We start from the raw sequence: 18992 nt of genomic DNA, 5'->3' as shown, positions 1-18992 counted from the left end.
GATTATTCACGCGTCAGCGGCTGGCGGGCCACACCAGAGCCGGGATCAGGCGGATATAGATCAACTGCGCGACCAGCTCGACCAGGGTCTGCAGGATCACCGCCGTCGCGGCCAACCCGCGCACGCCTTCAGGCAACGCCAGCGCCAGGGGGAGCACCACCAGCGAATTGCGGGTGGATGCGCTGAACGTCACCGCACGCGCCGTGGCCGCCGGCAGCGCAAACAGCCGCGCGGCCAACATTCCCATCAGCGGCGCCAGCAGCACGAAGCCTGCGTAGACCGCGAGCACTGGCAGCAGTACGCCGATGTCACGAATCACTGATGTGATCTGCGAGCCGATCACCACAAATAGCACAAGCGCCATCGCCGGCACCGGCAGCCAGGCCCAGGCGCTGTTCCACCGGCTTATGCGTGTTGAACGGCGCGCAAGGAGCAGGGTCAACGCGGCCAGCAGCATCGGCGCCACGATCAAGCACAGGAACGCTTGGATAAACGGCCCGACCGCGATCACCACCCCGGATTGCGCGCCCAGCATCAACCCCAAGTACACCGGCAGCAAGGCCAACTGCATCAGCAGCAATAACGGCGTGGCCGCCAGTACCAACCGCGAGTCGCCTTTACCGATGTGAGTAAACACCACCACGTAATCGATACACGGCGTGAGCAACACCAGCAACGCGCCCACCAACAGCGCAGGGTGCTCCAGCAGGCCACGGGTCAGCGCCCATACCAGCAAGGGCACCAGGATGAAATTGGCCAGCAGCAACGCCGCAATAAAGCGCTTGCTGCCCCAGCCGCGGCGCAGCTCGAGGAAAGGAATCTGCAGGAACATCGCGTACATCAATACCGCGATAGCCGGCGTGATCAGCACGCTGAGGCCCTGAGCGAATGATGGCGCGAATACGCCACACAGAGCGGCCAGCAGGATGGCAACAAAGTAGACGGGAATCTGGTTGTGCTCGAGGGTATCGCGGGTCATGAAGACGCTCTGGCAGGTTGCGAAGGCCAAGCCTATTCATCTATTGCCTGGCGGTCGAGTTGGATGAGCGACCAAACCTTCTTGGGATTTCTCCCAACCTGCGCTTCAATACCTGCCCCAAACCCAAGGACGTTACGCCCATGGCCTCGCCAAACAAGCAGCAAAAACGCGCCCAGCGGGCAAAAACCAAGGCCAAGCAAAACCGCACCCAGCGTGCCGTCGCAACCAAGCCGGACGCGTTCGCAGGCGACGACAGCCGTATCGACCTTGAGTCGGTGGACTTGACCGAGCTGTTCGTGGAAATGCGTACGGCGGGCGAAATCAGCCAGCAGGCGCTGTGTGCGGTATTCCTGGCGCACCCGCTGCTGGCGCTGGTGCTGGAGCAGGAAGGCGAAGAGGAAGCGACCGACTTTATCCTGGCCGCGCTGATTGAATATCGGCAATGGGCCACTGACAGCGATGACGAGGCCGCCGCATTGGCGTGGATCGAATCGCCGCAGTTCCAGGCGGACTACTTAGCCGCATCCCAAACGCTGACAAATTCAGCAGACTGACACATACGAAATGTGGGAGGGGGCTTGCTCCCGATGGCGGTGGGTCAGTTAACAAATAAGTGACTGACACACTGCTATCGGGAGCAAGCCCCCTCCCACATTTTGATCTACATTTTTCAGTTCAGTACAGCAGCACCGACTCTCTGGGCCTTGCGACGACTCGCAACAAACAGCCCCGCCAACACCACCAGCAAGCTCAGAATCCCTGTCGCGATGATCTCAACGCGGTGCGCTTCCTGGAACAGCATGATGGTCAGCGTGCCCACGATAAAGACCATCACCGCGTAGGTCAGGCCCGGGAACAGCCACATCTTGAACACAATCTTCTCACCCGCCGCCGTGCGCTTCTGACGCATGCGCAGTTGCGACACGGCAATCACCAGATACACCAGCAAGGCAATGGCGCCCGAACTGGCCAGCAGGAATTCGAACACCGCCGCCGGCGCCACATAGTTGGCAAACACCGCCAGGAACGCAGCGCCCGTGGACAGCATCACGGCCCAGTAAGGCGTGCCGCTTTTATTGGTGCGCTTGGCCACAGCCGGGGCGTCGCCACGACGGCCCAGGGAGAACAGCATGCGCGAGGCGGTGTACAGCGCCGAGTTAAGGCAGCTGGTCACGGCAACCAACACCACCAGGTCGACGATCAGCTTGGCATTCGGGATGCCCATGCGCTCGAGCACGGTCTGGTAGGAACCCACCGCGGCCAGCGTCGGATCATTCCAGGGCACCAGGGATACGACGATGAAGATCGACAAGAGGTAGAACAAACCAATCCGCCAGATCACCGAGTTGGTGGCCTTGGTGATTTGCTGGCCGGGGTTCTTCGATTCTGCGGCGGCGATGGTCACGATCTCAGTGCCCATGAACGAGAACATGGTGGTCAGGATCGCCGCCAGCACCGCGCCCATGCCATTCGGCATAAAGCCCTGGGTGTCGAACAGGTGCGATACACCGCTGACCTGGCTGGTGGGTAAAAAGCCGAAAATCGCCGCCAGGCCAAGGATGACAAAGCCCACGATCGCCACGACCTTGATCAGCGCGAACCAGAACTCGAACTCACCATAATTCTTCACGCTGAACAGGTTGGTCGCCGTCAGCAGCAAGGTGATGATCAGGGTGAAGGCCCAAATGGCTACGCCCGGGAACCAGGCATGCAGGATGGTCGCGGCCGCGTTGGCTTCCAACGGAATCACCAGCACCCAGAACCACCAGTACAGCCAGCCGATGGTAAACCCGGCCCAGTGGCCGATCGCGCGGTCGGCGTAAGTAGAGAACGAACCGGTGTCCGGCGAGGCAACGGCCATTTCGGCCAGCATGCGCATCACCAGTACCACCAGCGTACCTGCTGCGGCATACGCCAGCAGTACGGCGGGGCCGGCGGCGGCAATCGCGTGGCCGGAGCCCACGAATAAACCGGCACCAATCACCCCGGCAATCGAGAGCATGGTCACGTGACGCGGTTTAAGCCCCTGTTCGAGGTCATTGCAGCTTTGCGTACTACTCATTGACACACCTTTGGGAGGAATTGCGAAAACGGTTCGCCCGGCCCGCAGTCTTTCTCGTGAAAAGAAACCAACAGGGCGTTCTTTATTTTTTACGCAAGTTTTGCGCCAAAATGTTACAAAGCCTGGATTGACGCGGGCTGTAGGACAATTCCTCAGTCGTTGCAAGTCATTGAGAACAATGGCATTTCGCTATAGCGTTACCGAGCGACCCATTTTCACCGCGCAAGAGCGCACCAAAAACACACACAAAAAGTAGGCGGCGCTCTATAAAGGGGCCGATATGCACCGTTTACCCGGTTAACCCTTCCAACACCCGGCCAAAGCTGGCACCATCGCGCCCTTTTTTACGCGAAGCCTGTGGATTGGCCAGGTCCAAACGTCTGTTAGTTGTTGATGGCGCGACACGCTGCTGCGCCGATGCGACACCCTGCCGCAGACCACCTGTTAACCGTCCGCAGCGCTGTTGGCTGTCATCCAAACGCTATGCTAGCTTGGCGCCTCGCCAGGAAGGCGGCCCAACAGCAGGAATGCAATGCACACAATGAGGACCGCACATGGCCGAGGCCGCGCCCGCGCTTGAAATCCGCAACTTGCACAAACGCTACGGTGAGCTGGAGGTACTCAAAGGTATCTCGCTGACCGCTCGCGACGGCGATGTGATCTCGATCCTGGGTTCCTCCGGCTCCGGCAAGTCCACCTTCCTGCGCTGCATCAACCTGCTGGAAAACCCGCACCAGGGCCAGATCCTGGTGGCCGGCGAAGAACTCAAGCTCAAGGCCGCAAAAAACGGCGAGTTGATGGCCGCCGACGGCAAGCAGATCAACCGCCTGCGCAGCGAAATCGGTTTTGTGTTTCAAAACTTTAACCTGTGGCCGCACATGAGCATCCTCGACAACATCATCGAGGCCCCTCGCCGCGTGCTCGGCCAGAGCAAGGCCGAGGCGATAGAAGTGGCCGAGGCCCTGCTGGCCAAGGTCGGCATCGCCGACAAGCGCCACGCCTACCCGGCGCAACTGTCCGGCGGCCAGCAACAGCGCGCAGCGATTGCGCGTACGTTGGCGATGCAGCCCAAGGTCATTCTGTTCGATGAGCCGACGTCGGCGCTTGACCCGGAAATGGTCCAGGAAGTACTTAATGTGATCCGCGCGCTGGCCGAAGAAGGCCGCACCATGCTGCTGGTCACTCACGAAATGGGCTTCGCCCGCCAAGTGTCCAGCGAAGTGGTGTTCCTGCACCAGGGCCTGGTCGAAGAGCAAGGATCGCCACAGCAGGTGTTCGACAACCCGCTTTCGGCGCGCTGCAAACAATTCATGTCCAGCAACCGCTAACGGAGCAACATGCATGCAGACCTATAAAAAATTCCTTCTGGCCGCGGCCGTCTCGATGGCGTTCAGCGCCACGGCCATGGCAGAAACCTTGAAAATGGGGATCGAAGCGGCCTACCCGCCCTTCAACAATAAAGACGCCAGCGGCAATGTCGTCGGTTTCGACAAAGACATCGGCGACGCCCTGTGCGCCAAGATGAAAGTCGAAAAGTGCGAAGTGTATGTGTCCGACTGGGACGGCATCATCCCGGCCCTGAACGCCAAGAAATTCGACTTCCTGGTGTCCTCGCTGTCGATCACCGATGAGCGCAAGCAGGCGGTCGACTTCACCGACCCGTACTACTCCAACAAGCTGCAGTTCATCGCGCCAAAAGCCACCGCCGACTTCAAGCCCGACGCCGCCTACCTCAAGGGCAAGGTGATCGGTGCACAACGTGCGACCCTGGCTGGCACCTACCTGGAAGACAAGCTGCCGGACACCGAGGCCAAGCTGTATGACACCCAGGAAAACGCCTACCTCGACCTGACTTCCGGCCGCCTGGACGGCATCCTGGCCGACAAGTACGTGCAGTACGAATGGCTCAAGAGCAAAGACGGTTCGGCCTATGAATTCAAGGGCGACCCAGTTGTAGAGAGCGATAAGATCGGTATCGCCGTGCGCAAGGGCGACCCGCTGCGCGAGCGCCTGAACAAAGCCCTGGCAGAGATCAAGGCAGACGGCACTTACAAGAAGATCAACGACAAGTACTTCCCGTTCAGCATCGAATGATCTGAACGGCCTGACCGACGCGCTCAGCCGAGCGCGCCGGCTTCCAGCAATGCCTGCCGCGATATGAAAACACCATGAATTTCGACCTCTACGGATTCGGCCCGGCCCTTGGCGCCGGCGCGCTGATGACCGTCAAACTGGCGCTCACGGCCCTGTGCCTGGGGCTGGTGCTCGGCCTGGCCGGCGCCTTGGCCAAGACTTCACCGTACAAGCCGTTGCAATGGCTGGGCGGTGCTTATTCGACCATCGTTCGCGGTATTCCCGAGTTGCTGTGGGTGCTCCTGATTTATTTCGGCACGGTCAACCTGATGCGTGCCTTGGGGGAATTTTTCGGTAACCCCGACCTGTCCCTGAGTGCCTTTGCCGCCGGTGTCATCGCTCTGGGCCTGTGCTTTGGCGCCTACGCCACGGAAGTGTTTCGCGGCGCGATCCTCGCCATTCCCAAGGGCCACCGTGAAGCCGGTGTGGCGTTGGGGCTGTCGAAATTTCGGATTTTCACTCGGCTGATCATGCCGCAGATGTGGCGCATCGCCCTGCCGGGCCTGGGCAATCTGTTCATGATCCTGATGAAAGACACCGCTCTGGTATCGGTGATCGGCCTGGAAGAAATCATGCGTCACGCACAGATCGGCGTGACCGTGACCAAGCAGCCGTTCACCTTCTTCATGGTCGCCGCCTTCATGTACCTGGGCCTGACCGTGCTCGCCATGACCAGCATGCACTTCCTGGAAAAACGCGCCGCCCGCGGCTTTGCAAGGAGCGCCCAATGAGCGCTGATTACAGCTGGCTGTCGCATTTCGACCTGGGTCTGAACTGGGCCGTGATCATCAAGTGGCTGCCTAAATTGGCCCAGGGCGCGACACTCACCCTGGAGCTGGTGGCAATCGCCGTGATTGCCGGCCTGCTGCTGGCGATCCCATTGGGCATCGCTCGCTCATCACGCCGCTGGTACGTGAGCGCCCTGCCCTATGCCTACATTTTCTTCTTCCGTGGCACGCCGTTGTTGGTGCAGTTGTTCCTGGTCTACTACGGCCTGGCGCAATTCGACAGCGTGCGTGGCAGCTTCATGTGGCCCTACCTGCGCGATCCGTTCTGGTGCGCCACCGCCACCATGACCCTGCACACTGCTGCCTATATCGCTGAAATCCTGCGCGGCGCGATCCAGGCCATTCCCCCGGGCGAGATCGAAGCGGCTCGCGCCTTGGGCATGTCCAGGCCCAAGACACTGTTCTACATCATCCTGCCCCGCGCCTCGCGCATCGGCCTGCCGGCCTACAGCAACGAAGTGATCCTGATGCTCAAGGCCAGCGCCCTGGCCAGTACCGTGACCTTGCTGGAACTGACCGGCATGGCCCGGACCATCATTGCCCGTACCTACCTGCCGGTGGAGATCTTCTTCGCGGCCGGGCTGTTTTACCTGGTGATGGCCTACGTGCTGGTGCGCGGTTTCAAACTGCTGGAAAAATGGCTGCGCGTCGATGCATGCCAAGGACGTTGAGGCACGCTTCCAGGCACTGGATGCGTTTCTGATCGAGCACCAAGGGCTGTGGCGACCGCGGCCCTTTACCCAGCTTCGATTGGACTGGGAAACCGAACATCCCGCGCTAGCGCAGTGGCTACGCCAACGCTCGCTGGACGACGCCGAAGCCAGTCACAATCACCCCCACGACCTGCCGGCGCCCGCGCCTTTTCCACAGTTGGCCGCACAGGCGCTGCGCCTCAGCGCCGTGGACAAATTGCCGACACACGCGCTTGCACCCGCTCGCCATCGCCTGGATGTCGACGTTCCGGGGCGCAAATGGCAGCAGATCGAAGCCTTCGGCGCCGCCCTGAATTTTGCCGCAGAGCCCCACCACTGGCTGGACTGGTGCGCCGGCAAAGGCCATCTCGGCCGCCGCCTGCTGCAACCTGGCCAACAGCTGACCTGCCTGGAATATGACCCAGCCCTGATTGCCTCCGGCACAGCCTTGAGCGATCACCACGGCTTGCGCGTTACCCATCGCCTGCAAGACGTGATGGCGGATGTGGCGATCAGCCCCGAGCACACTCCCGTCGCCCTGCATGCCTGCGGCGACCTGCATGTGCGCATGCTGCAACTGGCCAGCGCTGCCGGCTGCAAGCAACTCGCGCTGGCGCCGTGCTGCTATAACCGCATCGGCGCCGATCACTATCAAGCGCTGTCCGCGACCGGGCGCGCGTCAGCACTGCACTTGTCGATCGACGATCTGGGCCTGCCGCTGAGCGAAACCGTCACTGCCGGTAACCGCGTACGCCAGCAACGCGATGCCTCCATGGCCCGGCGCCTGGGCTTCGACCGGCTGCAACGGCAGCTGCGGGATTGCGACGACTACCTGCCCACGCCGTCCCTGCCCACGAAGTGGCTGGATAAATCCTTCGCTGACTATTGCCGGGAGCTGGCACGCCTGAAGGATTTATCTACCGGTGACCAGGATTGGGGGGCGCTGGAAGCACACGGCTGGCGCCGGCTGGCCGAGGTGCGAAACCTGGAACTGGTCCGAGGCCTGTTTCGCCGCCCGCTGGAAGTGTGGCTGGTACTGGATCGCGCGTTATTCCTGATGGAGCACGGCTACAACGTCGAGCTCGGCAGCTTCTGTGAACACACCCTCACCCCACGCAACCTGATGGTGCTGGCCGAGCGCGATTAAGGGGCAAAACTTCCTACCGCGCCCTGTGGATAACTCTGTTGATGAATTCTTTGCCAAAGCTGTAGCCATCAGCGCTGCAGACCAAAAGCAGCGCTGGTCATTTTTTGTTCACACAATAAAACGCACGCAAAACAGGCAGTTGCAGCGTATTGAGAACGGCTCCACAAAATGGCCGTTCAGTAACCACCGTTACCAACCGATTGTGCATAAGCATCTGGCGTAAACCGTATAAACCGCGCTTTCACGCGGTTTTCCTCGGCGCCTTCAGCAGCAGGCACAACGCGTTGATATCGTCACTGGCGAGCCGCTTGGTCACGTTATCCAACGGGTCGGCCGCGAAGGCCAATGCCTCGTTGATCGCCATGTCGCGATGCACCTCCAGCAGGTCTGTGCCAAGCCGATGTTTGAACGCCTCAACCATGTCCAGGCTAAAGGCATTGCTTTCGTCCACCTGGTTGACCACTACGTGCACAGCCGGTGGGCACTGGCCCTCAAGGTACGGGGCGAGCAGCGTATCCAGATGATCCAACGTACCAAGGCACGCAGCGTCCGGCTGCACAATAAGCAGCACCACATCGGCCACGTTCAGCGCCTGATGGAAATAGACATTATTGCCGGCGGGCGTATCGATAATCACCGTCTGCCGCTCGCTCAAGCCCAGCGACGCGAGACGCTGCGCCAACCAATCGGGCTCATGCTTGAGCCAACGCTCCAGATTCTCCTGCTGCTGAATATCGACATCGCCGAAGGTGATCACCTGGCAACCGGCAAACCCCAACTGCTGCAGCGGGCCCCACTGCCCATGCTCCAGACTGGTGCGCCCGATCCCGGGCAATGTGGAACTGACGCCAAAGTGGTGGTGCAAGGCATTCTGCGGGTCCAGGTCCAACGCCACCACCGACTCACCATGGCGCTGCAAACCACTGCTCAACGCCGTAACCAGCGTGCTGCGCCCGACACCGCCATTGATCGACACCAGCGCCACTATTTTTGGACGCAACAAAGGGGTAACCAGCGGCTGGAGATGGGATTGTTCAGGGACACTGCCGAAAAAGTGCATTCGCGCATTGATGCCATCGGCGTCATGGGCGACATCCTTGCCGAACAACGCCAGGATTTCTCTGCTAAGGCTCATAACCTGCTCCTCACGACGCAGCGTTAAGACGTGAAGCTCGGCAAGCGCGGATACTTACCGCAGGTCTTATTATAGGCGTCCTTGTTTGGGCATTCTGTGGCAACGGTTAGGGTGTGTCATTATTTTGATGTTTTTGTTTTGTGCTTTCTGGATGAACGGTAAAAAGTCAATTTAATGGCTCTTTTATGAGTGCTGCCTGCACAGGTTTTCATGCAGTGACATTGGGCAAAAAACACAGCGACTGCAAAAAACCGCAGCGTTTGCAAAAATAGTCAGAATTCAGGGGTTTACAGAACCTTTTCAATCGCTATAATCGTCGCCCTAACACGCCGGTATAGCTCAGTTGGTAGAGCAACTGACTTGTAATCAGTAGGTCCCGGGTTCGACTCCTGGTGCCGGCACCATACAAAACAAAGCCCTCGCAGAAATGTGAGGGCTTTGTTGTTTCTGGGTTAAGACAACCCCAGCCGCTCGCCTGCAAACCCTTCCCAAACCGACAAACCGCTATTGACCGCCAACCTGCCGAAGCCTAACGTTTGTATACCGTGTACACAGCGTATACAAAAACGTATGGAGCAACGTTATGGCAGCCTCTCCCGTTCTGTCTTTCCGAGTAAAGCCCGAACTTGCCAGCGAGCTGGATCAACTGGCGCAGGCGACCGACCGAGACCGCCAATACCACCTGCAACGGGCTTTGAGCCGCTATGTGGCCGATGAATCCTGGCATTTCAAAGCCGTGCAGGAAGGCATCGCAGATGCTGATGCCGGCAACGTCACCGATTTGGATGCCGTAAAGGCTAAGTGGGTAAAACGTGCCGAAGATCGCGTTAAGCAGCAAAGCGGAAAGTGACCTGAATGGAATTTACGAGCATTACGAAGGTTTAGTCGGCGCGGAATTGGGGGAGGCAGCCGTCTTCCACATCCTCAACTGCCTGGAAATGCTGGAGCGTTTTCCTAATGCAGGGAAAGCGTCTCCAGTGCCCGATTGCCGAGAGCTGACTATCACCACGTATCCGTATCGAGCGACCTATAGCTTGCAGGGTGACCGCGTGATGGTCTTCCGGATTCTTCACCAGCATTCAGAGCGTCGGGAGGACTGGTGATCGTTGATACGCAGAAGCGCCCGGGTAACTGACCAACTGATTACAAGTCGGTAGGTCCGACTCGTCACCACAATACAAAGCCCCTTAACTCGGGGCTTTGTGGTATCTGGGGTTTGAATGAATAGTGGCAATTGCAAGAAAATAAGTCCGTCCCTTTTTTCTCTTTGATTATGGACTGGCAATAATTATGCCCTTTAGCGGCTCTTTAATTTCTAGGGTGCTGCAACTTCCCACCCCCCTATCCCCACTAAGCCTCTCCCGAGAACGACCCAATCATCTCCCCCCGACACACCCCCAAAATCTCATCCGCCAACGCCGAGTCATCAGGACAAGCGCGCGACAACACAATCGCACCCACCGCCCTCGCCAGCAGATCAATCATTTTTACCCTCGCCTCATCCGGCTCCGCATCCGGTCCGGTTGGGTATTTTTCGCCGAGGGTTTGCAACATGTGCTCGATGCCTTCGGCGAAGGTCGATTTCAAATCGCCCGACTGACGCGCCGCGTCGCCGCACAACGCCGCCATGGTGCAGCCCGTGGCGCGGTTGTCGCGATGAGCCCTGGACACGTACAGGTCGATGAAGTCCTTCACGCTCAATGTTTCGGCGCTGGCCAGGGACTGCGAAAGACTGCAGGCCGAGGCTTCGGCCATCAGGTCGGCCTTGGAACCGAAATGTTTGTAGAAACCGCCATGGGTGAAGCCGGCGGCGGCCATCAGATCGGCCACGCCGACGCCGTCAAAACCGCGCTCGCGAAATACCACTGAAGCCGTTTCGACGACGTGCTCCCGGTTTGCTTGGGCCTGGGCCTTGGACACGCGCATGTTCGCTACCTCTCTACCGCTGAATTCATGGGCTGATGATACATAGATGTCGTTCATAATCAAAACCGTTGACAGTTTAGATTTCGATCATCATCCTAATCGCAAGTGACATGACCTCTACCCACGGGCACGGAACCAACATCCATGAGCGATCTGAATCTGTTTACTCCCTACACACTTGGCAACCTGACGCTCGCGAACCGTGTGGTTCTCGCGCCACTGACACGCAATCGCGCGGGCAAAGGTTTTGTGCCGAGTGAGTTTGCTGCTGCCTATTACAGCCAACGGGCCAGCGCGGGCTTGTTGATTTCCGAAGCTTCGCAGATTTCGCAGCAGGGCCAGGGTTATCAAGACACCCCGGGCATTTACACGCAGCCGCAGATAGACGGATGGCGCGCGGTGACCGATGCCGTGCACGCCAAGGGTGGGAAAATTTTCCTGCAGCTGTGGCATGTGGGGCGTGTATCTCATGTGGATCTGCAGCAGCAAGGTGCAGCGCCGGTCGCTCCTTCCGCGCTTCGTGCCGCGACCAAGGTGTTCGTCAATAACCGCTTCGAGGATGCTTCCGAGCCGCGAGCGCTGGAGGCCGACGAGCTGCCGGGCATCGTTAACGACTTCCGCCAGGCAGCGGCGAACGCGATTGCGGCGGGCTTCGACGGCGTGGAAATCCACGGTGCAAACGGCTATCTGCTGGATCAGTTCATCAAGGACGGCGCCAACCAGCGTACGGATGCCTACGGTGGTTCGATCGCGAACCGGGCGCGTCTGTTGCTGGAAGTGACGGCGGCCGTGGTCGACGAGATTGGTGCTGATCGCACCGGCATTCGCCTTTCGCCTGTGTCGCCGGCCAATGGTGTATCGAGCAGCGATCCACAGGCTCAGTTCGATTACATCGTCGACCAACTCAATGCGCTGGACATCGTGTATCTGCACGTCGTCGAAGGCGCGACCGGCGGGCCACGGGACGTCGCGCCCTTTGATTTCGAGGCCTTGCGCCAGCGCTTCAAGAACACCTACATCGCCAACAACGGCTACGACCTGGACCTGGCCGAGGCACGCGTGGCGCATGACAAGGCCGACCTGGTCGCCTTTGGTCGCCCATTTATCAGCAACCCCGATCTGGTGGAGCGGCTCAAGACCGGTGCGCCACTGTCCGCCTTCGACCCCGCCACGCTCTATGGCGGCGGTGCGGCAGGTTACATCGACTACCCGACGCTTGCCGAATCAAGCGCTGTCGCTAACTAGGCGTCGGCTGATCGAGCCTGGTTCTACGCGCACCTCAATCCCAATCCCTGATAAAGAGCTGACATCATGACGACTCGCCCTACTGTTCTCATCACTGGCGCTTCCACCGGCATCGGCGCGGTGTACGCCGAACGTTTCGCCCAACGCGGGCATGATCTGGTGCTGGTCGCCCGCGACCACGCACGCCTGGAAACGCTCGCCGCGAAGTTGCAGGACGAACACAACGTCGCCATTGATGTGCTTCAGGCCGACCTGACGCAACTCAGCGACCTGCACAGCGTTGAAGCGCGCCTGCGCGATGACGCGCGCATCGGCATCCTCGTCAACAATGCCGGCGCCGCACAATCGGGCACTTTCATCGAGCAAAGCACTGACAGCGTTGCGCAGCTGGTGGCCCTCAACACCACCGCGCTGGTGCGGCTCGCAAGCGCCATCGCGCCACGCCTGGCCAAAGCAGGTGAAGGCTCTATCATCAACATCGGTTCGGTGGTGGGGCTGGCGCCTGAGTTCGGCATGTCGGTCTATGGGGCGACCAAGGCGTTTGTGCTGTTCCTTTCCCAAGGTCTGAGCCTGGAACTGTCGCCCCAGGGTGTTTACGTACAAGCCGTACTGCCCGCCGCCACCCGCACGGAGATTTGGGACCGCGCCGGTATCGACATCAACACCCTGAGCGAAATCATGGAAGTGGGTGAGTTGGTCGATGCGGCACTGCTTGGTTTCGACCGACGCGAATTGGTGACTATTCCTGCGCTGCAGGAAGGCGAGCGTTGGGATGCGCTGCAAGCCGCGCGTGGGGGGCTGTTGGGGCAGATCAAGCAATCAACGGTGGCGCAACGCTATTTGACTCAAGCCTGAACGTTCTGACGTTGCCGGGGCCGCGCCTCGCTCATTCCACGACAAGAGCAGTTGCACCATGAAAGCATTTTTTATCGACCGCTACGGCAAGCAGAACGGAATGATTGGCGAAGTGCCCGACCCTGCGGTCGGTGTGCATGACGTGCTGGTCCAAGTGCATGCGACGAGCGTGAACCCGTTGGATTCGAAGATCAGGACGGGGGCGTTCAAACTGATCCTGCCCTATCGGTTTCCATTGATATTGGGCAATGACCTGGCCGGGGTGGTGGTTCGCACGGGTGCGGCGGTGACGCGATTCAAGCCGGGAGACGAAGTGTACGCTCGGCCTCCCGACGCGCAGATCGGGACCTTCGCTGAACTGATCGCTGTGAACGAAGACGCGCTGGCGCTGAAACCTTCGAACCTCGACATGGCCCAGGCGGCGTCCATCCCCTTGGCCGCCTTGACGGCCTGGCAGGCGCTGGTTGAAACCGCCCAGTTGAAAAAAGGCCAGAAAGTGTTGATCCATGCCGGCTCCGGCGGTGTTGGCACGCTTGCCATCCAGCTCGCCAAACACCTCGGCGCCTTCGTTGCCACCACCACCAGCACGGCGAATGTCGAATGGGTGAAAGCACTTGGGGCGGATGTGGTCATCGATTACAAACAGCAGGATTTTGCCAACGAGCTGCGCGATTTCGACGTGGTGTTGAACAGCCTCGGCACCGATGTACTGGAGAAATCGGTCAAGGTTCTCAAGCCTGGCGGCCAGCTAATTTCCCTGTCGGGGCCGCCGACCGCGCAATTTGCCCAAGCCCAAGGCTTGTCATGGGTGCTGGGGCAGGTCATGCGCCTGCTCAGCAGCGGCATTCGCAGAAAGGCCCGCAAACAGGGGGTGAGCTATGCGTTTTTGTTCATGCATGCCGACGGGGTACAGCTGCAAAAAATCACCTCGCTGATCGAGGCTGGAGTCATCAAACCGGTCATTGATCGCTCCTTCCCGTTTACATCGACCGCAGAGGCGTTGCGGTACGTCGAGCAGGGCAGAGCAAAAGGCAAGGTCACCATTACGCTCCGATAGTTTTTTTTGCGAAAGGCGATCCAAGCGCACGAAGAATGTGGCACTTAGCCATCTCTTTGATTGACACCCTTCTCTACTCCGTTAAAAAACCCGCCTTGCTGTGCATTTAATCGAGACATGGATGTCGTCCAACCCCCCGCTGTTCAAATACCGCCGCTATTGGCTGGCGGCCATCATCGTGTTGCTGGCGATTCTTGATCCTTTTGGCCTGGCCAGTTCCAGCGACAAGGCGTCGGCGCAGTGGCTCAATCGTATGTTCGCCAGCCACTACCCAAGCCTCGGACAGCAGCAGGTGGCAGTGGTGTTGATTGATGATGCCTACCTGATGCGCAATGACAGCCCATGGCCAATGCCGTACAGCGACCAGAGCAAATTGTTCAAGCGTTTGCTGGCATACAAGCCACGGGCTGTGTTTGTGGATTTGCTTTACAGCCACGACCACTCGTTCGGCGACCCGGCGCGGGGCAGTCAGTTGCTGGCAAATGTATTTGAGCGTTATCAACGCCAGGGCATCCCGCTGTGGTTGGCCAATACTGGGCTGACGCGAGCAGAGGCGGGCCAGGCCAATACGCTGGCGCCTTTTATGCAGGTCAGCCGGCCAGCACTGGTGGCGTGGGAAGGGGTAGACGACAAGTACCCACTGGCTAAGCATACGCAGGCCGGGCTGATGGAAACTCCCGCCTTGGCACTATACCGGGCCTTCTGTGCCACCCAAGACTGCACGTCGCCGCCTGTGGATGTACAAACCGCTGCGCAGCGCCAGCCCATCGCGGTGCAATGGGGGCTGAAGCTGGCAGCGGACCAGGCGCGTGTTGCCGATATCCGCCACTGCGCAGCGGCACGACATTTCTTGCTGGACGGGGTGGCTCAGTTCTTCCAGGCCGTGTTCTGGAAGCTGGATGACTCCGCCCAGGCGCGGTGCCCTTATACGCTGACGTTGTCGGCCAGTGACCTGGAAGTCAGTGACCCGGACGACCAAGCCTTGATCGCCGAGTTACTCAACGACCGCCTGGTGCTGATCGGCGCCAATATCGCGTCCACGGGGGACCTGGTGGAGTCGCCGGTACACGGCCAGCTCCCCGGCGTTTACCTGCACGCCATGGCCCTGGATAACCTGATCAATGCAGGTATGAATTATGACCATGAACCCGCCGACTTCCCCCACCTGCCTTTCAATTGGCTGGACCTGCTGGAACTCGGGCTGCTGGCGTTGATCGCGGTGCTCAAGGCGCTGCACGCCCGACGCTTGGCGGGCCATTGCACCTGGGGCCGATGGCGGCGCCAGGAAATCTGGTTTTTCACCTCGCCGTGCCCGTCGTGGCTGTTGGTGATGTCAATGTTGGGATTGGTCAGTGTGCTGCTGAGCCTCAATGACATCACCCCGGTCAACGTGCTGGGCATCGTATTGCTGTCGTTGGTGTTGTTCAGCGAGCGGATCGAAGCCTTCTTCGACCGCGATCGTTGAGCGTACCGCTTTGCCATTTGACTTAAGGAACTCAAGGATGAACAGAAGCCTCATCGTCTTGCTCGCAGCCGTCTTTACCCAGGGCGCCTGGGCGGAAACCCACAGTATCCAGGCGTTCCTCGCCGATCCGGTGACGGTGCTCGACGAGCAGGGCAAGCCACAGCGCGAGTTGGCGAAAAAAGATGCGCCTACCCAACCCATGCCGGTGCTGCAGTACAACCAGGCGCTGGACCTGGTGCAGGTAGAACTGGCAGGCCAGAAAGTCTGGCTGGACACCATGGACCTGCGCATCGAACCGCCGCTGAACGTGGTCGACCTGCCCTGCCTTGGCCTGACGAAAAGCCAGGCCAGGGACGCCCGCAATAATTCCACCATAGGCTTTGGTGCCGGTTGCAATCAATAAAGGGAGCGTTGCGGTGAGGGAATATCTAGTAGCAGCCAGCCTATTGGCCAGTTCGGTGCTCAGTGGTTGCGCCACCTTGAAGGGCGCGGACCAGGCGTTCCTGAACCTGGTAGGGCCGTCGACCCAGTCGCGGGTCCAAGGCCACTACGTGGACAACATCGACGTGCGCCAGTACTACAAGCTGGACCCCCAACGCCAGAGCCAACAGCGCCTGAGCTACGACGGGCGGGCGGTGCCGGCTGCCGAAGCACGCCAGCAGAACCTGGTGGATATCCCGATGCTGCAAGGCTACTTGCAGGGCATTGTCACGCGCTTGTCCAAGGGCTGGCCGGGCGAAGTGCCGCCGCTACAGGTAAAGATCACCGACAGTTATGGGTTCGGACCGTCGGCAGACCCTTACGGCAACCTGTTCGTACCGCTGGGCATGCTGGACAACGTTGCCAGCGAAGACGAAATCGCGGCGATGCTTGGTCACGAAATGAGCCATGTGCTGCTGCATCACCATGACCGCATGGCAGCCTTCCAGCAGCAGAAAGACATGTTTACCACCGTCGCCTCCACGGTCGCCTTGGCTACCATGGCTGCCGATACCGGCGTCGACCGTAGCGCCGGTACGATGAAGCTGTTCAGCAAAGACCCGGCCGGTACCCAGAAGACCATCGGCAACACGGTGCTGTACACCGCGCTGGCCAATACGTTTTCCGACCAAGTGTGGAGCACCGCCTGGGGCCGTAGCCAGGAAGACCAGGCCGACCTGCTTGGCACCGACTTGATGATCCGCGCCGGTTACGCGCCGCGCGCCGCTACCCATAGTCTGGAGCGTCTCAACGACTTCCAGGGCAAACAGAAGCCCTTGCTCACGGGGTTCCTCACGGCGCGCAAGAATGCCATGCAGGATTCGCTGCAACAGTTCAATCTCAACCAGTTCACCAAGGAGTTGGACGTGTTGGTCAAGGACGGCTTGACCACCGGCATCACCGCAACCACGCAGTACTTCAACCGCTCGCATATGTCGACCACGGACCGCGACACCGAGCTGCGCCAATACTTGCAGCGCGAATATCGCCAGGAACGCCGCGCCCGGGTCAACCCGCAAAGCTGGTCGAAGATGAAGGCTACGCCCAAAGTGGCGGAGGCCTTGCAGGGCTACAAAGACGCATACTTCGCAATCGACGCCCTGGAGAAAAACAAGGTACCGGATGCCGAAAGGTTTGTTCGCAAGGCCCTGGCCTCGCCCGTCAAGGACCAGCCGAGCATTCGGCGCACCGCCTATACCTTGCGCCTGGCCCAGGGTAAAAACAGCGAGGCGGTGAAAGAGTTGCAAGCGATCAAGGACTGGTCCCTGGCCGGCCCTTCCACCTATGACTTGATGATCAGCTACCACCTCAAGCGGGGCGACGGGCAATCGGCACTGCAGATGATCGACAAGGCCGAACGCAATCTGGGCTCGGAAGAACTGTTCATCACGGAAAAACTGTTGGCCAACCAGCAACTGCAGAATGTGCAGCAGGTGCAAACCGTGCTGCGCAAGTGTGAGCGATACCCGACACGCAAGGAAAACTGCAAGAAGCTCGCGCCGATCAAGGCCTGACGTTCGATGCTCACCGCCTAGCGGGAAATGCTCGTCGCCAGAAATAAAAAAACCCCGAACCAGTCGTAATGCTGTTCACTTAAGCGGAGCAGCCTTACGGTCCACTGGGTACCGGGTTTTGGAAATCTTCACCGTCCTTGGCCTTCCCGGCCTTGGGCGGTGATCCAGAAACATTCCTCCTACTCCTCCCCTCAGCTCGCTTAGCCTCCTTCCTGTTGCAGATACCGGATTAGCGGCTGCCATCACTATCAACTGCACCGCTATGTACTGGCAGGCAGGCTTGAACCGTATATCCGAAGGTGCGCGGCCGAACGCTACAGCGGCTTGGCTGGCCTCTCGACGAATAATGTTATAAGCCAGCAAAAGCCCCCAGACCTCCTGATAAATCAGCTCGACTTTCTTACTGCGCAGCGTTACCGCGTTCTGTTGCATCGAGCTTTTGATATCCCTGAAGCCCAGCTCAATCTCCCATCGCTCCAGGTACAGCTCAGCCACAGCTGCGGTGTCGTAGTCCTCGACAGGCAAAGAGGTAAGCAGCGATCTGACTTTTCCATGGCTTTCATAGCTAACTTCACGCACTTCCCAACTCAGGGGCAACTCAGGATTTCGTTTACGTGCCTGAGGGGAAACCTTCATCCGGACGAGACGGTCGTGCTCGCCGTAGCGCTCTACTTCCTCCATGACCAAATTCTTGCGAGCAGGTGTCAGCCAGTGTCGGTTCGCGCCGCCGCCCACCACGCTTAGCAGTAGATCCGCGCCCCAGAAGCCTTTGTCGAACAAGGTGATCGAATTGTCCGGAATTTGCCCCAGAAACGTTTCGGCCAACCGCATTTCACTGCCCCGATAAGGGCTGAGCTGCGCATCGAGGATGACATGCGAACGGACATTCATCAGCGCAACGAGCCGCAGCATCGGAAACGGGGTCTGACGGTCGGTGCCGGTGTTACCGGAGCCAAAATGTTCTCTGAGCTCAGGTGAGTCAGCAGTTCGCAGTAGTGCACCGTCCACCGCGAAGACCTGTAGACCGTTCCAGTCATCTCCCTCGTAGCGCTCGTTGCCCCAATGTTTACCGGTTTGACGGAACAGCGATTCAACGGGGTCAGCGCCAAGCCTTTTGCGAGCTTCAGTTAACCCGCTTCGGGCCAGCAACTGATCAGAAGCCAAGCCTTGCGCGCAGATATTCAAACGCCTGGCGACCTCATGAACAGGCTCATCGCGGAACAGAGCCATGCCCAAAACTAGCCAAAGAACTTGATCGCTCGGCAAACGGCGCCGTCGTATCGTGGCTTGCGCCGAGAGGTTCAGCGCACTCGCTACCCACTCGATAGGGATGTTCTGAGTGAAGGTACTCAGGTCAGAAAAATTGAAGAGATCGCCAAGGTCGAGCAACTGCTGCTGAATGGGCATAAAAAAATCCGATGCCAGGGGTCTGACATCGGATTCTCTAGAAAGCCCGGCTTGGACTCAAATGCTTAAGTGAACAGCATTACGAACCAGTCGGGGTTTTTCTCGCC

19 protein-coding genes and 1 tRNA gene are annotated in these 18992 nt (G+C 59.4%); 15 read left to right on the top strand and 5 right to left on the bottom strand.

Annotated elements, in window-relative coordinates:
- Positions 1 to 13: 13 nt before the first annotated feature.
- A complete protein-coding gene (locus C4J86_RS01685) occupies positions 14 to 979 on the bottom strand; it encodes an arsenic resistance protein (protein ID WP_124369248.1) in 966 nt (321 codons plus the stop codon).
- Positions 980 to 1119: 140 nt separating this feature from the next.
- On the opposite strand from C4J86_RS01685, the gene C4J86_RS01680 reads away from it, so the two are divergent.
- Positions 1120 to 1533, top strand: coding sequence for a hypothetical protein (locus C4J86_RS01680; protein WP_124360838.1), 414 nt, complete (start codon positions 1120 to 1122; stop codon positions 1531 to 1533).
- A 116-nt stretch (positions 1534 to 1649) separates the two neighbouring features.
- Here C4J86_RS01680 and gabP read toward each other — a convergent pair whose 3' ends face one another.
- Positions 1650 to 3041: a GABA permease gene (gene gabP, locus C4J86_RS01675; RefSeq protein ID WP_124369247.1), complete on the bottom strand. Its 1392-nt coding sequence runs from the start codon at positions 3039 to 3041 to the stop codon at positions 1650 to 1652.
- Positions 3042 to 3595: 554 nt separating this feature from the next.
- On the opposite strand from gabP, the gene C4J86_RS01670 reads away from it, so the two are divergent.
- The 5 genes from C4J86_RS01670 to C4J86_RS01650 all read left to right on the top strand — a co-directional run bounded on the left by C4J86_RS01670 (position 3596) and on the right by C4J86_RS01650 (position 7801).
- A complete protein-coding gene (locus tag C4J86_RS01670; protein ID WP_124365477.1) occupies positions 3596 to 4369 on the top strand; it encodes an ABC transporter ATP-binding protein in 774 nt (257 codons plus the stop codon).
- 13 nt (positions 4370 to 4382) lie between these two features.
- Positions 4383 to 5135: an ABC transporter substrate-binding protein gene (locus C4J86_RS01665; RefSeq protein WP_057725474.1), complete on the top strand. Its 753-nt coding sequence runs from the start codon at positions 4383 to 4385 to the stop codon at positions 5133 to 5135.
- 74 nt (positions 5136 to 5209) lie between these two features.
- Positions 5210 to 5905, top strand: a complete 696-nt coding sequence (locus C4J86_RS01660; RefSeq protein ID WP_124369246.1) for an ABC transporter permease — start codon at positions 5210 to 5212, stop codon at positions 5903 to 5905.
- Between the two features lie 38 nt (positions 5906 to 5943).
- Positions 5944 to 6633, top strand: a complete 690-nt coding sequence (locus C4J86_RS01655) for an ABC transporter permease (protein ID WP_124365093.1) — start codon at positions 5944 to 5946, stop codon at positions 6631 to 6633.
- Positions 6614 to 7801: a methyltransferase gene (locus tag C4J86_RS01650; RefSeq protein WP_124369245.1), complete on the top strand. Its 1188-nt coding sequence runs from the start codon at positions 6614 to 6616 to the stop codon at positions 7799 to 7801. The genes C4J86_RS01655 and C4J86_RS01650 overlap by 20 nt, the downstream gene beginning before the upstream one ends.
- Before the next feature lie 241 nt (positions 7802 to 8042).
- Here C4J86_RS01650 and bcsQ read toward each other — a convergent pair whose 3' ends face one another.
- Positions 8043 to 8936, bottom strand: coding sequence for a cellulose biosynthesis protein BcsQ (gene bcsQ, locus C4J86_RS01645; protein WP_124369244.1), 894 nt, complete (start codon positions 8934 to 8936; stop codon positions 8043 to 8045).
- A 328-nt stretch (positions 8937 to 9264) separates the two neighbouring features.
- Between bcsQ and C4J86_RS01640 the strand changes: the two genes are divergently transcribed.
- The 3 genes from C4J86_RS01640 (at position 9265) to C4J86_RS01630 (ending at position 10039) form a co-directional block, all read left to right on the top strand.
- Positions 9265 to 9340 (top strand) — tRNA-Thr (locus tag C4J86_RS01640).
- A 179-nt stretch (positions 9341 to 9519) separates the two neighbouring features.
- Positions 9520 to 9786, top strand: a complete 267-nt coding sequence (locus tag C4J86_RS01635; protein ID WP_078822908.1) for a CopG family ribbon-helix-helix protein — start codon at positions 9520 to 9522, stop codon at positions 9784 to 9786.
- Complete coding sequence (locus tag C4J86_RS01630) at positions 9749 to 10039, top strand: type II toxin-antitoxin system RelE/ParE family toxin (protein ID WP_124369243.1); 291 nt, start codon at positions 9749 to 9751, stop codon at positions 10037 to 10039. Before C4J86_RS01635 ends, C4J86_RS01630 begins: the two co-directional genes overlap by 38 nt.
- 247 nt (positions 10040 to 10286) lie before the next feature.
- On the opposite strand, the gene C4J86_RS01625 is transcribed toward C4J86_RS01630, so the two are convergent.
- Complete coding sequence (locus tag C4J86_RS01625) at positions 10287 to 10862, bottom strand: TetR/AcrR family transcriptional regulator (protein WP_124372377.1); 576 nt, start codon at positions 10860 to 10862, stop codon at positions 10287 to 10289.
- 144 nt (positions 10863 to 11006) lie between these two features.
- On the opposite strand from C4J86_RS01625, the gene C4J86_RS01620 reads away from it, so the two are divergent.
- The 6 genes from C4J86_RS01620 (at position 11007) to C4J86_RS01595 (ending at position 17478) form a co-directional block, all read left to right on the top strand.
- Entirely contained in the window at positions 11007 to 12107 is a 1101-nt protein-coding gene (locus C4J86_RS01620) for an alkene reductase (RefSeq protein ID WP_124369242.1), read from the top strand.
- Between the two features lie 66 nt (positions 12108 to 12173).
- Positions 12174 to 12962, top strand: a complete 789-nt coding sequence (locus tag C4J86_RS01615; RefSeq protein ID WP_124369241.1) for an SDR family oxidoreductase — start codon at positions 12174 to 12176, stop codon at positions 12960 to 12962.
- Positions 12963 to 13020: 58 nt separating this feature from the next.
- Positions 13021 to 14019: an NADP-dependent oxidoreductase gene (locus C4J86_RS01610; RefSeq protein WP_124369240.1), complete on the top strand. Its 999-nt coding sequence runs from the start codon at positions 13021 to 13023 to the stop codon at positions 14017 to 14019.
- 121 nt (positions 14020 to 14140) lie between these two features.
- Positions 14141 to 15484 carry a CHASE2 domain-containing protein gene (locus tag C4J86_RS01605; RefSeq protein WP_124369239.1) on the top strand — a complete coding sequence of 448 codons (1344 nt, stop codon included), beginning with the start codon at positions 14141 to 14143 and terminating at the stop codon, positions 15482 to 15484.
- Between the two features lie 37 nt (positions 15485 to 15521).
- Complete coding sequence (locus C4J86_RS01600) at positions 15522 to 15887, top strand: hypothetical protein (RefSeq protein WP_124369238.1); 366 nt, start codon at positions 15522 to 15524, stop codon at positions 15885 to 15887.
- Positions 15888 to 15900: 13 nt separating this feature from the next.
- Positions 15901 to 17478 carry a M48 family metallopeptidase gene (locus C4J86_RS01595; protein WP_124369237.1) on the top strand — a complete coding sequence of 526 codons (1578 nt, stop codon included), beginning with the start codon at positions 15901 to 15903 and terminating at the stop codon, positions 17476 to 17478.
- Positions 17479 to 17553: 75 nt separating this feature from the next.
- Here the strand turns inward: C4J86_RS01595 and C4J86_RS01590 are convergent, their stop codons facing one another.
- Positions 17554 to 18885 (bottom strand): IS4 family transposase, encoded by a 1332-nt coding sequence (locus C4J86_RS01590; protein WP_372239250.1) that lies wholly within the window; start codon positions 18883 to 18885, stop codon positions 17554 to 17556.
- Positions 18886 to 18992 lie beyond the last annotated feature (107 nt).

It is taken from the genome of Pseudomonas sp. R2-7-07 (genome assembly GCF_003852355.1).
Classification (GTDB): Bacteria; Pseudomonadota; Gammaproteobacteria; order Pseudomonadales; family Pseudomonadaceae; genus Aquipseudomonas.
Note: the sequence above shows the minus strand (reverse complement) of the source record. Positions and strands in the feature narration are given on the sequence as shown.

Coding starts and splice junctions, on each gene's coding strand:
- C4J86_RS01685 (WP_124369248.1), bottom strand. CDS start 979: ATGACCCGCGATACCCTCGAGCACAACCAGATTCCCGTCTACTTTGTT.
- C4J86_RS01680 (WP_124360838.1), top strand. CDS start 1,120: ATGGCCTCGCCAAACAAGCAGCAAAAACGCGCCCAGCGGGCAAAAACC.
- gabP (WP_124369247.1), bottom strand. CDS start 3,041: ATGAGTAGTACGCAAAGCTGCAATGACCTCGAACAGGGGCTTAAACCG.
- C4J86_RS01670 (WP_124365477.1), top strand. CDS start 3,596: ATGGCCGAGGCCGCGCCCGCGCTTGAAATCCGCAACTTGCACAAACGC.
- C4J86_RS01665 (WP_057725474.1), top strand. CDS start 4,383: ATGCAGACCTATAAAAAATTCCTTCTGGCCGCGGCCGTCTCGATGGCG.
- C4J86_RS01660 (WP_124369246.1), top strand. CDS start 5,210: ATGAATTTCGACCTCTACGGATTCGGCCCGGCCCTTGGCGCCGGCGCG.
- C4J86_RS01650 (WP_124369245.1), top strand. CDS start 6,614: ATGCATGCCAAGGACGTTGAGGCACGCTTCCAGGCACTGGATGCGTTT.
- bcsQ (WP_124369244.1), bottom strand. CDS start 8,936: ATGAGCCTTAGCAGAGAAATCCTGGCGTTGTTCGGCAAGGATGTCGCC.
- C4J86_RS01635 (WP_078822908.1), top strand. CDS start 9,520: ATGGCAGCCTCTCCCGTTCTGTCTTTCCGAGTAAAGCCCGAACTTGCC.
- C4J86_RS01625 (WP_124372377.1), bottom strand. CDS start 10,862: ATGCGCGTGTCCAAGGCCCAGGCCCAAGCAAACCGGGAGCACGTCGTC.
- C4J86_RS01620 (WP_124369242.1), top strand. CDS start 11,007: ATGAGCGATCTGAATCTGTTTACTCCCTACACACTTGGCAACCTGACG.
- C4J86_RS01615 (WP_124369241.1), top strand. CDS start 12,174: ATGACGACTCGCCCTACTGTTCTCATCACTGGCGCTTCCACCGGCATC.
- C4J86_RS01610 (WP_124369240.1), top strand. CDS start 13,021: ATGAAAGCATTTTTTATCGACCGCTACGGCAAGCAGAACGGAATGATT.
- C4J86_RS01605 (WP_124369239.1), top strand. CDS start 14,141: ATGTCGTCCAACCCCCCGCTGTTCAAATACCGCCGCTATTGGCTGGCG.
- C4J86_RS01600 (WP_124369238.1), top strand. CDS start 15,522: ATGAACAGAAGCCTCATCGTCTTGCTCGCAGCCGTCTTTACCCAGGGC.
- C4J86_RS01590 (WP_372239250.1), bottom strand. CDS start 18,885: ATGCCCATTCAGCAGCAGTTGCTCGACCTTGGCGATCTCTTCAATTTT.